Source organism: Rhodococcus sp. USK13, assembly GCF_018343855.1.
Lineage (GTDB): Bacteria > Actinomycetota > Actinomycetes > Mycobacteriales > Mycobacteriaceae > Rhodococcus_F > Rhodococcus_F oxybenzonivorans.
Window position 1 is genome coordinate 2040630 of the sequence record NZ_CP069242.1, and the last position, 13359, is coordinate 2053988.

General features: G+C 64.5%; 16 protein-coding genes and 1 pseudogene. 7 read left to right on the forward strand and 10 right to left on the reverse strand.

The window, feature by feature from the left end; all coding sequences use genetic code 11:
• Positions 1-25: 25 nt before the first annotated feature.
• On the reverse strand, positions 26-1975 hold the full coding sequence (locus JQT59_RS12045; RefSeq protein ID WP_213576330.1) for a M13 family metallopeptidase: 1950 nt from the start codon (positions 1973-1975) through the stop codon (positions 26-28).
• A gap of 19 nt (positions 1976-1994) precedes the next feature.
• A complete protein-coding gene (locus JQT59_RS12050; RefSeq protein WP_213576331.1) occupies positions 1995-2759 on the reverse strand; it encodes a pirin family protein in 765 nt (254 codons plus the stop codon).
• 337 nt (positions 2760-3096) lie between these two features.
• Here JQT59_RS12050 and JQT59_RS12055 point away from each other — a divergent pair, with 337 nt between their 5' ends.
• On the forward strand, positions 3097-3276 hold the full coding sequence (locus tag JQT59_RS12055) for a hypothetical protein (protein WP_213576332.1): 180 nt from the start codon (positions 3097-3099) through the stop codon (positions 3274-3276).
• Between the two features lie 72 nt (positions 3277-3348).
• Here JQT59_RS12055 and JQT59_RS12060 read toward each other — a convergent pair whose 3' ends face one another.
• On the reverse strand, positions 3349-4266 hold the full coding sequence (locus JQT59_RS12060; protein ID WP_213576333.1) for an amidohydrolase family protein: 918 nt from the start codon (positions 4264-4266) through the stop codon (positions 3349-3351).
• A gap of 85 nt (positions 4267-4351) precedes the next feature.
• Here JQT59_RS12060 and JQT59_RS12065 point away from each other — a divergent pair, with 85 nt between their 5' ends.
• On the forward strand, positions 4352-5191 hold the full coding sequence (locus JQT59_RS12065; RefSeq protein ID WP_249354357.1) for a ZIP family metal transporter: 840 nt from the start codon (positions 4352-4354) through the stop codon (positions 5189-5191).
• 116 nt (positions 5192-5307) lie between these two features.
• Here the strand turns inward: JQT59_RS12065 and JQT59_RS12070 are convergent, their stop codons facing one another.
• The 3 genes from JQT59_RS12070 to JQT59_RS12080 form a co-directional block, all read right to left on the reverse strand.
• Entirely contained in the window at positions 5308-5463 is a 156-nt protein-coding gene (locus JQT59_RS12070) for a DUF6131 family protein (protein WP_201453406.1), read from the reverse strand.
• Positions 5464-5497: 34 nt separating this feature from the next.
• Entirely contained in the window at positions 5498-5704 is a 207-nt protein-coding gene (locus JQT59_RS12075; RefSeq protein WP_159924088.1) for a hypothetical protein, read from the reverse strand.
• Positions 5705-5791: 87 nt separating this feature from the next.
• Positions 5792-6298, reverse strand: coding sequence for a hypothetical protein (locus JQT59_RS12080; protein ID WP_213576334.1), 507 nt, complete (start codon positions 6296-6298; stop codon positions 5792-5794).
• Between the two features lie 129 nt (positions 6299-6427).
• Here JQT59_RS12080 and JQT59_RS12085 point away from each other — a divergent pair, with 129 nt between their 5' ends.
• Both JQT59_RS12085 and JQT59_RS12090 read left to right on the forward strand, forming a co-directional pair.
• Positions 6428-7072 (forward strand): alpha/beta hydrolase family protein, encoded by a 645-nt coding sequence (locus tag JQT59_RS12085; RefSeq protein ID WP_213576335.1) that lies wholly within the window; start codon positions 6428-6430, stop codon positions 7070-7072.
• A 16-nt stretch (positions 7073-7088) separates the two neighbouring features.
• A complete protein-coding gene (locus tag JQT59_RS12090) occupies positions 7089-7985 on the forward strand; it encodes an alpha/beta fold hydrolase (protein WP_213576336.1) in 897 nt (298 codons plus the stop codon).
• A 1-nt stretch (position 7986) separates the two neighbouring features.
• Here the strand turns inward: JQT59_RS12090 and JQT59_RS12095 are convergent, their stop codons facing one another.
• Positions 7987-8574 (reverse strand): phosphoribosylanthranilate isomerase, encoded by a 588-nt coding sequence (locus JQT59_RS12095; protein ID WP_213576337.1) that lies wholly within the window; start codon positions 8572-8574, stop codon positions 7987-7989.
• A 66-nt stretch (positions 8575-8640) separates the two neighbouring features.
• Between JQT59_RS12095 and JQT59_RS12100 the strand changes: the two genes are divergently transcribed.
• Both JQT59_RS12100 and JQT59_RS12105 read left to right on the forward strand, forming a co-directional pair.
• The gene (locus JQT59_RS12100) at positions 8641-9942 is read left to right on the forward strand and encodes an alpha/beta hydrolase (RefSeq protein ID WP_213576338.1); all 1302 of its coding nucleotides are present in this window, start codon (positions 8641-8643) and stop codon (positions 9940-9942) included.
• 87 nt (positions 9943-10029) lie between these two features.
• Positions 10030-11265 (forward strand): acyl-CoA dehydrogenase family protein, encoded by a 1236-nt coding sequence (locus tag JQT59_RS12105; protein ID WP_213576339.1) that lies wholly within the window; start codon positions 10030-10032, stop codon positions 11263-11265.
• A gap of 248 nt (positions 11266-11513) precedes the next feature.
• Here JQT59_RS12105 and JQT59_RS36895 read toward each other — a convergent pair whose 3' ends face one another.
• Together JQT59_RS36895 and JQT59_RS37690 are read right to left on the reverse strand one after the other, a co-directional pair.
• Positions 11514-11750 carry a transposase gene (locus tag JQT59_RS36895; RefSeq protein WP_249354359.1) on the reverse strand — a complete coding sequence of 79 codons (237 nt, stop codon included), beginning with the start codon at positions 11748-11750 and terminating at the stop codon, positions 11514-11516.
• 61 nt (positions 11751-11811) lie between these two features.
• Positions 11812-11937: pseudogene (locus tag JQT59_RS37690) on the reverse strand (transposase); the annotation flags it as partial.
• Between the two features lie 220 nt (positions 11938-12157).
• On the opposite strand from JQT59_RS37690, the gene JQT59_RS12115 reads away from it, so the two are divergent.
• The gene (locus tag JQT59_RS12115) at positions 12158-12535 is read left to right on the forward strand and encodes a VOC family protein (RefSeq protein ID WP_213576340.1); all 378 of its coding nucleotides are present in this window, start codon (positions 12158-12160) and stop codon (positions 12533-12535) included.
• 4 nt (positions 12536-12539) lie between these two features.
• Here JQT59_RS12115 and JQT59_RS12120 read toward each other — a convergent pair whose 3' ends face one another.
• Positions 12540-13346, reverse strand: coding sequence for an alpha/beta fold hydrolase (locus tag JQT59_RS12120; protein WP_213577663.1), 807 nt, complete (start codon positions 13344-13346; stop codon positions 12540-12542).
• Positions 13347-13359 lie beyond the last annotated feature (13 nt).

Sequence of the window (13359 nt, forward strand, 5' to 3'; positions counted from 1 at the left end):
GCGGGGCGTCGGTGGGGGACCGGCGCTACCAGATCTTGACGCGCTGCTCCGGATCGAGATACAGGGCGTCGCCGGGCTGGACGTCGAACGCGTCGTGGAAGGTGTCGAGGTTGCGCACCACTCCGTTGCACCGGAACTCCGGCGGCGAGTGCGGATCAACCGCGAGACGCCGGAGAGCTTCGGCATCGCGTGCCTTGGTCCGCCACACCTGCGCCCAGCCGAAGAACACGCGCTGTAGACCGGTGAGCCCGTCGAGTACCGGAGGCTCGGTTCCCTCCGTCGCGATCTTGTAGGCGGCGATCGCGATGGAGAGGCCACCGAGGTCGCCGATGTTCTCGCCGATCGTGAACTCCCCATTCACCGCATGGCCGGGCAGTGCCTTCGGCTCGAACTGGTTGTACTGCTCGATCAGAGCCTTGGTGCGCTTTCCGAACTCACTGCGATCGTCGTCGGTCCACCAGTCGACCATGTTCCCGTCACCGTCGTACTTGGCGCCCTGGTCGTCGAATCCGTGGCCGATCTCGTGGCCGATGACCGCACCGATTCCGCCGTAATTAGCGGCATCGTCGGCGGCGGCGTCGAAGAACGGCGGCTGCAGGATAGCGGCCGGAAACACGATTTCGTTCATGCCCGGGTTGTAGTAGGCGTTCACCGTCTGCGGGGTCATGAACCATTCGTCGCGGTCGACGGGACCACCCACTTTGCCCAGGTCGCGGTCGTACTCGGCCGCGTACCCGCGCCGATAGTTGCCCACCAGGTCGTCGCGGGAGATGGTGACCGACGAGTAGTCGCGCCACTTGTCCGGGTAGCCGATCTTCGGCGTGAACTTCTCGAGCTTGCGCAGCGCGGCCTCACGGGTCGCGGGGCTCATCCACTCGAGGTCGGCGATGTTGCGGCGGTACGCCTCCTGCAGGTTGGCGACGAGTTCCTGCATACGGGCCTTGGCGTCGGCGGGGAAGTGACGCTCGACGTAGAACTTTCCGACGGCCTCACCGAGGAGGTCCTGAACCAGGGACACCCCGCGCTTCCAGCGCTCACGGTTCTCCTCGGTTCCGGTCAGCGTCTTACCGTAGAACGCGAAATTCTCGTCGACGAGTGCCTGCGTCAGGTACGGCGCCCGTGAGCGGATGACGTTCCACGTGGCCCACGCCTTCCACGTCTCCAGATCCTCGGACGTCCATAGCGCGGTGAGTGTGGTGAGGAAGTCGGGCTGGCGGACCACGATCTCGGCGAACTGATCACGGGTGCCGCCCAGCCCGTCGATCCACGCAGCCCAATCCAGGCCTTCCGGCAGCTGGTCGAGGGTTACCAGGTTGTAGCTCAATTCCGCATCGCGCCGTTTCACGACGTCCCAGTGTCCGGCCGCGATCTTCGTCTCCATGTCGAACACGCGCTGGGCGTCGTACCCGACACCGGCGAGCTCGAACATTTTGCCGATGTGCGCCACGTACGCGGCCCGGATCTCCGCGTGCTCGTCCTGGCGGTAGTAGGACTCGTCGGGCAGTCCGAGGCCGGATTGGCTGAAGTGCACCAGATAGCGTTCGGAGTTCTTGGCGTCCGTGTCGACGTAGTGGCCGACCGCGCCGCCCACGCCCGTCCGCTGCAGGCGGCCGATCACTCCGGCCAGCGCCGAGAGATCGCCTGCCTCGGTGACGGCTGCGAGTTCGTCGGCGATCGGCCTGAGGCCTGCGGCTTCCACGACGTCGGAGTCCATGAAGCTGCCGTACAGGTCGCCGATTCGCTGAGCGTCGGTCCCTGCCGGAGCGCCCGAACCGGCAGCCTCCGCGATGATGTTCTGGACGTCGACTTCGGCCTTGTCGTACAGCGTGCGGAACGCGCCGTCGATGGCCCGATCCGCGGGTATCTCGTAACTGTCGATCCAGCCGCCGTTGACGTGGAGGAAGAGGTCGTCCTGGGCACGGATGCCGCTGCCGAGGTGTGTGAGGTCGATGCCTGAGCGTTGAGCCGTGGTCATGGCTCCATACTTACACCGTTTACCCGCCGATGCGGGCGTGCATTTCCCAGACCAGCACCTCTGCGCCGGAATGCGAGGAGATCTCCTGACCGCCGGATGCGCTGGTACGGACGGCATCGCCCTCGTACAGGGTGCCGACACCTTCCATGTCGGCGGTGCCCTGAGTAATGAAGACGTGCAGGAACGGTGCCTCGGGCAACCTGATGGGTGTGCCGGGAAAGATGCGGGCGACGTGCAGTGCGGCGTGCTTGTTGTTGATGCGGATCGCCGAATGGTCGCGGTATTCGGGCATTCCGGACGCCACCGGTACCAGTCCACCCTTGAGGATCTCGTCCTCGATCTCGAGCTGTTCGTAACTCGGTGTCAGTCCTGCCTCGTCGGGCACCACCCACATCTGCACGAAATGAACGGGTTCGTGGTGCTCTTCGCCGGCCAGCCGCCAGCTGTCGTTCTTCTCCGAATGCATGATTCCTGTGCCCGCACTCATGCGTTGAGCGAGACCGGGATAGATGATGCCCGAATGGCCGATCGAATCCTGGTGCACGAGTGAGCCACGCAACACCCAGGTGACAATCTCCATGTCCTTGTGGGGATGAGTCTCGAATCCCTGTCCCGGAAGCACGGTGTCGTCGTTGTTCACGAGCAGAAGTCCGTGATGGGTGTTGTCGGGGTCGTAGTGCTGACCGAAGGAGAACGAATGCTTCGAATCCAACCAGGAAATCCTGGTTTTCAGCCGATCTCCGGCGCGGTGCACGTAGACGTGGGGAGTGGTGACTGCCGGCATCTCGATCCTCCTTCGGGTGGTACCGGGTCCAGAGTACGAGGTGCTCGCCGTCCGTATGCACAAGACGGTGTCGATTGCGTATCGAAGTCCGCGCCGTATCGAAGCGGATAGTCCACCACAATGGCGAAATAGTAGAGCGCGGTGGAACATTCGCAGTGCCGTCGAGCGTATGCCACTGGTCTGCAACGCGTTTCACTGTCGGTGTTTCGCAACCAGGACGGGCGTCCAGTACCGTGTCGCATTTCCCGACGCCGGACGTCGATCGGCGTACAGTTCGAAATGTGTGGACCCGAGTCGGACCGATACCGAACTCCCGCACCCACCCGGAAGGAGCGTGATGAAGGCGAACCAAGATCGACATGGTCAGCACCTCCCCGAGCATCAGCGGATTGCCGACCTCGTCGACGACATGGAAGACCGTCTGACCGCCGAGCGTGAGGCCAAAGGAGTCGAGGGCAACGCGTCCGATCGTGCAGAAGTCGAGCCGGTAGAGCCCGAGGATCAGGCTCCCGAGTAGCGCCTCCGGCACCCGTGAGTACTTCTTAACCTTCCACGGTTGATAAGTACTCACAGGCGCGGTTGCGCGCTGTCAGGGGAACCACAGTGCCTGCGCGTTGTCCTGGGCGACGCACCTCGCGGCGGGGTCGGGGAGAGCCTCGAGCAGGGCGTGAATCTGGCGGGCGCGGGTGTCGACGGTATCCGCGCTTGCGACGGTGTCGGTGCCGACCACGAAGCGATCGGGGTGGCGGGCGAGAAGTGCGATCCAGTCCGGGTCGGTAACGGTGCCGTCGGTGATGTGGTCGAGCAACACCCAGGACAGTTCGATGGTCAGGCGGGCGTGACGTTCTATCAGTTGGCGCACCAGATCCAGCTGGTTGGAGGGACGGGTGCGGCGGAAGACACCGGCATGGCACCAGACCACCGAGGTGGTCGGATGCCGGTCGAGCGCATTCTCGAGCTTACCGACGTATTCGTGCCGGTCCGGCAGGCCCGGTGACGCCGAGTCGTGGTGCAGGGAGATCGGGACCTTCCGCTGGGCGCAGAAATCGAGAACCGCGTCCATGGCCTCGTGATCGGGTGCGGGAACGTCGCCGAGTGTCAGGTTGGTGAGATCGTCGTGGCGGAACATCACCTCGCCGACGCCGGCCCACCGGTCCGAGCGGCTCCAGACGAATTCCAGGTGGTCGATCGCCAGCTTGTCGGTGGGATCGAAGCCGCAGATCAACGGCGCCACCTCGAGCTTCCCCTCCGCCTCGAGGTCGGGGAGAAGGTCGAGGACGGTCGCATCGGTCAGCGAATGGTAGTGGCACGGTGCATTGTCGTCGAGGTAGTAGTCGGGCCGAACGGGCTCGGCGACCGACCATTTCTTTTTCACCGGAAGACCGAAGACTACGGCACGCCGGGCTCCGTTACGGACGAGCGCGTCGCGCAGCTCGGCGGTATCGGCGGGAGCTTGCAGAAAGTCGACGAGATGGACATGGGTGTCGATCCACGAACGAGAAGCCATGGTGCGATCTTCTACCATCCGGCTGGTGCCGTCGCATTTTGTCCGCTGAACCACATGATCTCGTCGGTGCTGCGCAAACTCGTCTGTGCGGGGTACTCGGTGTATCCATGAAGGTCATCGGGCCTTCTCCGCACGTGGAGGCATCATCATCATCGAGTCGCTGATCTTCGGGGTGATCGCGTCGAGCGCACTGGTTATCGGAGCGCTGGTCGGCGGCCGATTCACCGTTCCCAAACGCATGCTCGCCGGCATGCTGGCGTTTGCCTCGGGCGCCCTGATTACTGCGTTGACCTTCGAACTCTTCGAGGAGTCGTATGAGAAGGGCGGTATCTGGCGGGCGGTGCTCGGACTGGCTGTGGGGGCCGTAGTCTTCACCGTTCTCAGCGAGCGGCTCGACCGTCTCGCGGAGGGCACGCATCGACAACGTCAGGGGAGTGAGAAACTCGACCTCGACGCAGCGGCGTCGGAGACTGCCCCCTCGACGGCTTCTGTGAGCGGGATGGCCGGATTCGCCCTCCTCGCCGCGGTGACGCTCGACGGCGTGCCGGAAAACATTGCGCTCGGCGTGTCTCTCGGTGAGGGTACCGGGGGCGTAACCCTTCTCGTCGCGATCTTCGTCTCCAACTTTCCCGAGGCATTGGTCGGCAGTGCATCGATGCGCGCACAGGGAAGAACGCAGGCCTTCGTTCTCGGCACCTGGGTGGTGTGCGCAGCTTTGCTCACCGCGGCCGTCGTCATCGGCGCGGGGCCGCTGGCCACGAGTTCACCCGAGACGATATCTCTGCCACTTGCATTCGCCGCCGGCGCCGTACTGGCCTCGCTCGCCGACACCCTCATGCCCGAGGCATACGAAAAAGGCGGTCCGACAGTCGCGTTGAGTACTGCGGCCGGCTTCGTTCTCTCGTACGTCCTCGCCACCGTCTGAAGCCCGGACAGCTGAAATCCGGACAGCCGGACCGGTTGCCATCCCCGTGCGTCTCCGACCGCCGTCGGGATCGACAGCGGTCGGAGAGGGTCAGTTACCGGAGGACGGTCGAGCCGTCAATACCAGTATTTTCGCCCGCCGACGGCGCGCCCTGTCGTACCGAGCACCATCAGGACGAGACCGATGACCAGGAGGATGATCCCGATTGTCGTGAGGATCGAAATCTTCGCGACGAGACCGATGATCAGCAGAATGATTCCGAGGATGATCACGGTATTGCCTCATTTCCTTTTCGACGGACCGAGACTACTGACTCGGCTGTGGCACTTCACAATTCACCTTCGGGTTCACGCCTGCGTAGTTCAGTGGGCCCGCGATGACGGTCACGGCGATGGTGCCCGCGCTGGCGCAGTCGGCGTTGGCCTCTTTGAAGTAGCCGCGCTGCCAGACGGCGATAGCCCCGATGATCAACCACACCACGACGATGATCGTGACGAGTCGTCCGATGCGCATTTCCGACCTCCCATGGTGAGTGCCGGCTCGAGCCGGTGCACAGTGTCACACTTTGCTTCTGTGGGGCGAGGCAGGCCGCGCCGACTGTTACGTCGGTGTTGTATCGGTCGGCTTTGAATGGGCACCTGGCGTGTCGTTCGATCGGGTCTCATTCGATCGCACGTCATTGGACCGAGTGTCGTTCGACCGGGTGGTGCCGGTCGTGTCCGTGTTCGTGTTCGTGTTCGCGTCCGCATTCGTGGACTTGGTGGTGGGATCGAGCTTGTCGGCCCGCTTCCACTCCTTGTCCAGCTCTTCCCGGGACGTGCTGGCAGTGCGCTGGTGCGTCGCCGCCTCGTGCTGAAGTCGCGACGCCTCCGCGGCTTTGGCCTCGGCATCTGCCTGGGCCCGCCGTGCCTCGGCGGCAGTCTGATCGGCGATCGCTTCACGCTGCCCGACGATGGAAGCCTGTTCCTGGGCTTTCGCACGGATGTCCTGGGCCTCGTGGAGCCGTGCTTGCTTGCGCTTGCGCGATGCGGCAACGGCCAGCGCGATCAGGGCAAGGACGACGACGATCGCGACGACGATCCAGATGACGGTCGTGGTGGTATCCATGTGCTACTCCCAGCAGTCGTAGGGTAAAGATACCCACTTGACCCCCTCGGCAAACAGATCGAAAGCCAATCGAAACCAACCTGTGGGCGGGCGCGGTGGCCAGGGAACGGAACCGGCTACCGTGATCGAATGAGTGAACTGCTGCAGAAGCAGGGGGTGCGGGGGCAGTTGCATCGCCCGGAGGGTGATCCGGTGGCCGGGTTGGTGCTGACGCACGGGGCGGGAAGTAACTGCGACACAAAGCTGTTACGAGCGGTGGCCGAAGGTTTCGTGGAACGAGGCGTGCTGGTCCTGCTATTTGATCTTCCCTTTCGGCAGCGCCGTGCGTCGGGCCCGCCGCATCCGTCGAGGGCGGCGGAGGATCGCGAGGGCGTTGCGGAGGCCGTCGCCGTCATGCGTGACTTCGGGCCCGGGCCGGTGTGGGCCGGCGGGCATTCGTACGGCGGTCGTCAAGCGTCCATGCTGGCCGCGGAGGTGCCCGCCGGGATCGATGCCCTCCTGTTGCTGTCGTATCCGCTGCATCCACCGGCGAAACCCGAGAAGCCTCGCACAGACCATTTCCCGGACCTGCGTACGCCGGCAGTGATCGTGCATGGTTCGAAGGATCCGTTCGCGACCACCGAAGAAATGGAATCGGCACTCGAACTGATTCCGGCGACGACGATCCTCGTCGAGTTCGACGGTGCGCGCCACGACCTGGCCCCGGACAAGTTTCCCGTCGTCGACCGTGCTGTCGCCGCGATGTTCGACCTTCGTCAGCGTCGGGAAAAGTGATCGGTATGTTCGATTGATGTGCAACGTGCAGCGTGACGTGCCCCGCTGGTTCGCCTCGGCCCTGGCCTGCCCGGTGGAGGTGGGCCAGGTAGATGTGGCCGGCGCACAGATTCGGTACCGCGCGTGGGGGCCGACGGGATCCCCCGGAATCGTGTTGGTGCACGGTGGAGCGGCACACAGCAGGTGGTGGGATCACGTCGCGCCCATGCTGGCCACCGGACGACGGGTGGTCGCTCTCGATCTTTCCGGACACGGAGACAGTGACTCTCGTGAGCACTACGGGCTCGAGCAGTGGGCCGAAGAGGCCCTGGCCGTCGCGAAACCCGCTGGTATCTCCGGTCCACCGGTCTTCGTCGGACACAGCATGGGCGGAATGGTGTCGTATGTGGCCGCCCAGTTGTTCGGCGAGGATCTGGCCGGGGTCCAACTGATCGATTCACCCGTTCGCGCCCAGACACCCGAGGAGGAAGCGGCGCGGCAGCAGCGGGCGTTCGGGCCCAAGAAGGTGTATTCGAGCAAGGCCGATGCGCTCGCCCATTTCCGGTTCGTGCCGCCGCAGGAGTCGGCGGTTCCGGCCGTCCGCGACCACGTCGCGGAGACCTCGATGCGGGAGGTGGAGGGCGGCTGGTCGTGGAAGTTCGACCCCGGATTCTTCGCCCGCAGCGGCAGCGATCGGCTGGTCGCGGCAGAACCCCGCTGCCGCATCGCGTTCTTCCGTGCCGAGAACGGGATCGTCGACGAAGAGATGATGAGGACTATGAGGGCGCGATTCGGCCCGACCGCGCTGGTGACGGACATCCCGGACGCGGGGCATCACGTGATGATCGACCAGCCGTTGGCGTTAGTGGTGGGTATCCGCACCGTCCTTGCCTCCTGGGACGCCGAAGATTCCGTGACAGGGATGCCCGACTGAGTCACGCCCCTGATCGGACCGCGGAAACGAACTGCTCGATCAGCGCCGCGTCCTTGACGCCGCGGGAAGATTCCACACCGCTCGACACGTCGACACCCCACGCGCCGGTGGCGTCGATTGCGGTCCGGACGTTGCCGGGATTCAGGCCGCCGGCGAGGATCCACTCACCGTCGGGTCGGGCCTGCCCCGCCCAGTCCCACGGCACTCCCGCGCCGGCTGTCGCCCCGTCGACGAGGAGGCGGTCGGCCCCGAAATCGCCGGACGAATCCCCGGCAACCACCGCACGGATCACCGTGAGCCCTGCCTCTCGCAATCGGGTGACGTCCTCGGCGGACCTCACATCGTGCACCTGGACGGTGCCGAGCCCGGCTGCGGCCGCGATCTCGATCACGTCCGGCACAGAACTTCCCTTGAACACCCCCACCGCCACGGTGGGACCGGTGACGGAGCGGATCAGCGACGCCGCATCCTCCACCGCGATTCGGCGCACGCTCTCGGCGAAGACGAAGCCCACGGCGTCGACACCGAGTCGCACGGCCAGATCGACCGAGGCTTGGTCACGCAGACCGCAGACCTTGATGAATGTCACCACATGATTTTAACGGTCGCTTCGAGTAGCCGACGCAGTGCGGGTTCGCGCTCTAGGCTTCGTGACGTGGAATGGCTCAGCGACCTCAGCGTGATTTCAGGGCCTTTGCCCTGGATTCTCACCGGCCTGGGCGCACTCGGTGGCGTGTGGTTGCTGGCCGCCCGCCCCCCGTGGTTTCGCAGGAAAGCCCTGCCGCTCTGTCTCGCCGTGGCCGCCGTGGTCGCCCTCGCCGTCTATATCGCCGTCGAGAAGGTCCTCAAACCCTTTCCCGACCCGATCGAAATTTCCATCTATGTGTGGATCGGGGTGGGTCTGACCGCAATTCTGTTGCTGATTCCGAGGATTCGGGCCGGACGTACGGCGGCATCGGCGGCGGTGTCGGTACTGGCGGTGATCGCCGTCGTGCTCGCGTCGGCGACGCAGATCAATCTGGTGTTCGACGCGTATCCCACTGTGGGCACCGCTTTCGGGGACGAACCGTTCGATCGCGTGGATCTTCACGATCTGGGGGGTGTCACCGAGAAGGTTGTCACCGGGACGCCACTCGACGCGTCGTGGACTCCTCCGCCGGGGATGGACGATGAGGGTCGCGTCCTCACCGCGCACATCCCCGCCACGCAATCGAATTTCACCGCCAGAGACGCCGAAATCTATCTGCCTCCTGCGTATTTCACGAACCCTCGACCTTTGCTGCCTGTGCTGGTACTTCTCGCCGGCCAGCCCGGCGCTCCGGAGGACTGGCTCGCGGGAGGCAAGCTGACCTCTACGATGGATGCCTTCGCGGCCGAGCACGAAGGTCTCGCTCCCGTCGTGGTGGTCGCGGACGCTACCGGTTCACAGATCGCGAACCCGTTGTGCGTCGACTCGCCCATGGGCAACGTGGCCACCTATCTGGCCAAAGATGTTCCGGCCTGGGTGACCTCGAACCTTCAGGTCAATCGGGACCCCCGGGCCTGGGCGATAGGCGGCCTCTCCTACGGCGGCACTTGTTCGCTGCAGATGGCGACCAACTATCCCGAGGTGTACCCCACGTTCCTCGACATCTCCGGGCAGGAGGAGCCCACACTCGGTGATCGTCAGAGGACGCTCGATGCAGCGTTCGGCGGAAGCGAGTCTGCATTCGAGAAAGTCAATCCGCTCGATTTGATGGCGACGAAGAAGTACCCGGACTCGGCCGGGGTCTTCGTCGTCGGCAGCGATGACGCGGACTACCGGCCCGGCGCGCAGAAGGTTTTCCAGGCTGCGAAGGATGCGGGCATGGATGTGCAGTACCTCGAGGTCCCCGGGGGTCACAGCTTCGCCGTGTGGTCTGCCGGACTGGAGAAGGAAACGCCCTGGCTGGCGCAGCGGTTGGGACTGATCCGGTAGCGGGTGTGGTCTCGTTCCCAATAACGAGAACCTGTTCTATATTTGCGGGTAAGTGTTCTTGTCTTTTCAGCGACTGGAGTCCCCGGCATGTATCAGTGGTCCGACACCGATCTGATGTTCCGCGACGCGATCCGCGGCTTCATCGACAAGGAGATTCGACCCCACGTCGACAAGCTCGAGACCGGGGAGTTGCCTCCGTTCGACATCATCCGCAAGCTCTTCGCCACCTTCGGTATCGACGAGATGGCGCGGGACGCCCTCGAGAAGTCGCTGGCCCGCGAACGCGGCGACGACCCCGAATCCGCGGAGAAAGGCGAGAAATCGGCCGGCCTCGGTGCGGGCAGCATGGGCGTCATCATGAATGCCGAGCTGGCGGGAGTGAGTCTCGGGCTCGTCGCCTCCCTCGGCGTGAGCCTCGGCCTGGCGGCGGGCACCATCCGCAGTCGAGGCACTCTGGCGCAGAAGGAACGTTGGCTACCCGCCCTGGTCACCTTCGAGAAGGTGGGCGCTTGGGCCATCACCGAACCCGATTCCGGCTCGGACGCCTTCGGTGGCATGAAGTCCTATGTCCGGCGCGACGGAGACGACTACATCCTCAACGGGCAGAAGACCTTCATCACCAACGGGCCCTATGCCGACGTCATGATCGTGTACGCGAAGCTCGACGACGGCGATGCGTCGATCGACCGCCGCGACCGCAAGGTGCTCACGTTCGTCCTCGACGCCGGCATGGAGGGTCTCACCCAGGGGGCGCCGTTCAAGAAAATGGGGATGAACTCCTCGCCCACCGGTGAGTTGTTCTTCGACAACGTCCGCGTCGGCCGCGATCGGCTGCTCGGCGAGACCGAAGAGGGCGGCGCATCGGACGGGAAGTCCAGTGCGAAGGAGAGCTTCGCCGCCGAACGTATCGGCATCGCCTCGTTGTCGCTCGGGATCATCAACGAATGTCACCGTCTGTGTGTCGACTACGCCAAGTCCCGCAAGTTGTGGGGCAAGGAGATCGCACAGTTCCAGCTGGTGCAGCTCAAGTTGGCCGAGATGGAGATTGCCCGGATGAACGTGCAGAACATGGTCTTCAATGCCATCGAACGGGCGGAGGCGGGGGACCCGGTGACGCTGGCAGAGGCGTCGGCGATGAAGTTGTACTCCTCGCGCGCGGCCACCGAGGTGGCGATGGAGGCGGTGCAGTTGTTCGGTGGTAACGGCTACATGGCCGAGTACCGGGTCGAGCAGCTGGCGCGCGACGCGAAGTCGCTGATGATCTACGCCGGGAGCAACGAAATTCAGGTGACGCACATCGCGAAGGGTCTGCTCGGCGTCTGAGAGTGCGTTTGAAAACCGTCAGGTTCGGGCGAGCCGCCTGGTCATGGTCGCGATCGTCGCGATGTGAACCATGGCCTCGTGGTGGTCGGGTCTGGTTTCGTAGTCTCGCACGCAGCGGCGGTGCTTGTTGATCCACGCGAGACTTCTCTCGATCACCCACACGCGGGATCGGACGTGGAAACCGGTGGGGCCGGGGATGCGTTTGATGATTTGCATAGGAAGGGCGAGAACATCTTTCGCCTATGCAGTCAAACGTCCGGGATAACTGCTGAACTGCCCCGCAGTGCGGTCAGGAGTCGGTGCGCGGCGTCGCGGTCCTGGATCGAGGCAGCGGTGACGACGATGGCGAGCAGCAGTCCGTTTTCATCCACAGCAACGTGTCGCTTGACGCCGTTCGTTCTCTTGCCGCCCAGCCGCGGCTCGATCGGGGCACGGTATCGGCGGCTGGCACCGTCTGCGAGTCGATGATCGCCGCGGTCGGGCACCGGTCCTGCCCGTCACGCACCCGCAGGCGGTCGCGCAGCGTGTGTCGAGGATGCGCTGCCACGGGCCGCTGTGGGGCCAGCGGGCGAAGACCGCGTACACCGTCCGGGCTGGCGGGAACTCCATCGGCAGTTGCCGCCACGCGATACCACCGCGCAACCGTGCCCGCCCGCCGCGTGGGCGGACACGACGGGGATGGCGGAATCGGCGATGATCTCATTGTGGGCTCCTGGTGTGGTCGGGGACTTGGTACTCACCGGCCCAACCAGGAGCCCGCTTTCTTCGATTCTCAGCGAGGCACACGCCCGCGATTGCGAGTTCTCAAACACCCTCTGAGGTCGTCGACGCCCCGGGAACAAATATCGTACGGCGTACGTTAGAGGGGTGTCGTCAAGGAAAGGACACCACTGTGAAGGTCACGGCAAGCGCACTGTCACTGAACGTCGCCGACCCGACTGCATCGGCCGATTTCGCCAAGACCCATCTCGGTTTCGTCGAGGACATGGCAGCCGACGGATTCGTGTCGCTGAAACGTGAGGACGTCGGCTTCGGCCTGGTCTTCCTGCGGACAGGACTCGAAACGTTCAAGCCCGCGCACATCGCGGGTGCGGCCGGGCAGGGACTGCTCATCGCGCTGGTCGTCGACGGCATCGACGCCGAGTACGAGCGGCTGCAGGCAGAGGGTGTACCGATCGTCACGCCCATCGAAACGGAACCCTGGGGTGAGCGCTACTTCCAGATGAGCGACCCGAACGGAGTGATCATCCAGTTGGTGGAGTGGGTGTAGCCGTTCACACCGAAGCGAGGAACGGCTCGACGGCCGCGAGCACTTCGGTGCTCGCGGCCACCGTGCTCGAGTGGTCGAAGCCAGGAAGAATCACCTTCGACGCCCCTGGAATGAGGGACGCCGCCCGCTGCGTGTCCCCCAAACGTTCGGCATCCTTGGATCCGACGAACAGCAGCGTCGGGACGGTTATCCGACGTAGCACCTCGTCGTCTACACCCGGTTCGTCACCCGAACGCCGCATGTACGCGGCCAATGCCTTCGCGTCGTTGGCTTTGAATGCCGCACGGGTTCCTGCGTCGATCGGCCAGGAGCGCCGGGCATTCCATCGTTCGAGGAACGCATCCATCCCGTCCCGCTCGAGCACATCGATGCAGCCGGGGAAGAACAAGCGATCGAAAGCGCCGGCCTGCGGGAGGCTGCTGCCGCCTCCGATGATCAGACTCTCGATGCGTTCGGGATTCTGAACCGCCAGTGCCAGCGCGACACGCCCACCGAGCGAATAGCCCAGAACGTGCGCGCTGGGCAGCCCGACCTCGTCGAGGACCGCCACGATGTCGGCGCTCATCAAGTCCATGGCATACGAGGCCGGCTCGTGTGGTTTGTCGCTGCGGCCGTGTCCACGGAGGTCGACAAGGATCAACTGGTACCGATCCCGAAGTGCGCGAACGTAACCGAACCCGCGCCAGATGGCATGTGACAGCGCAGTGCCGTGGATGAGGACGAAGGGTTCCCCGTCGCCGACGGTCTCGTACGCGACCCGGATACCGTCGACGGGATTGGTAGCGTGCTTCACCCGCCCAGTGTGCACGATCTTCCCGCCGGTC

Coding starts and splice junctions, on each gene's coding strand:
- JQT59_RS12060 (WP_213576333.1), bottom strand. CDS start 4,266: ATGGCTTCTCGTTCGTGGATCGACACCCATGTCCATCTCGTCGACTTT.
- JQT59_RS12090 (WP_213576336.1), top strand. CDS start 7,089: ATGTGCAACGTGCAGCGTGACGTGCCCCGCTGGTTCGCCTCGGCCCTG.
- JQT59_RS12085 (WP_213576335.1), top strand. CDS start 6,428: ATGAGTGAACTGCTGCAGAAGCAGGGGGTGCGGGGGCAGTTGCATCGC.
- JQT59_RS12105 (WP_213576339.1), top strand. CDS start 10,030: ATGTATCAGTGGTCCGACACCGATCTGATGTTCCGCGACGCGATCCGC.
- JQT59_RS12050 (WP_213576331.1), bottom strand. CDS start 2,759: ATGCCGGCAGTCACCACTCCCCACGTCTACGTGCACCGCGCCGGAGAT.
- JQT59_RS12055 (WP_213576332.1), top strand. CDS start 3,097: ATGAAGGCGAACCAAGATCGACATGGTCAGCACCTCCCCGAGCATCAG.
- JQT59_RS12045 (WP_213576330.1), bottom strand. CDS start 1,975: ATGACCACGGCTCAACGCTCAGGCATCGACCTCACACACCTCGGCAGC.
- JQT59_RS12075 (WP_159924088.1), bottom strand. CDS start 5,704: ATGCGCATCGGACGACTCGTCACGATCATCGTCGTGGTGTGGTTGATC.
- JQT59_RS12080 (WP_213576334.1), bottom strand. CDS start 6,298: ATGGATACCACCACGACCGTCATCTGGATCGTCGTCGCGATCGTCGTC.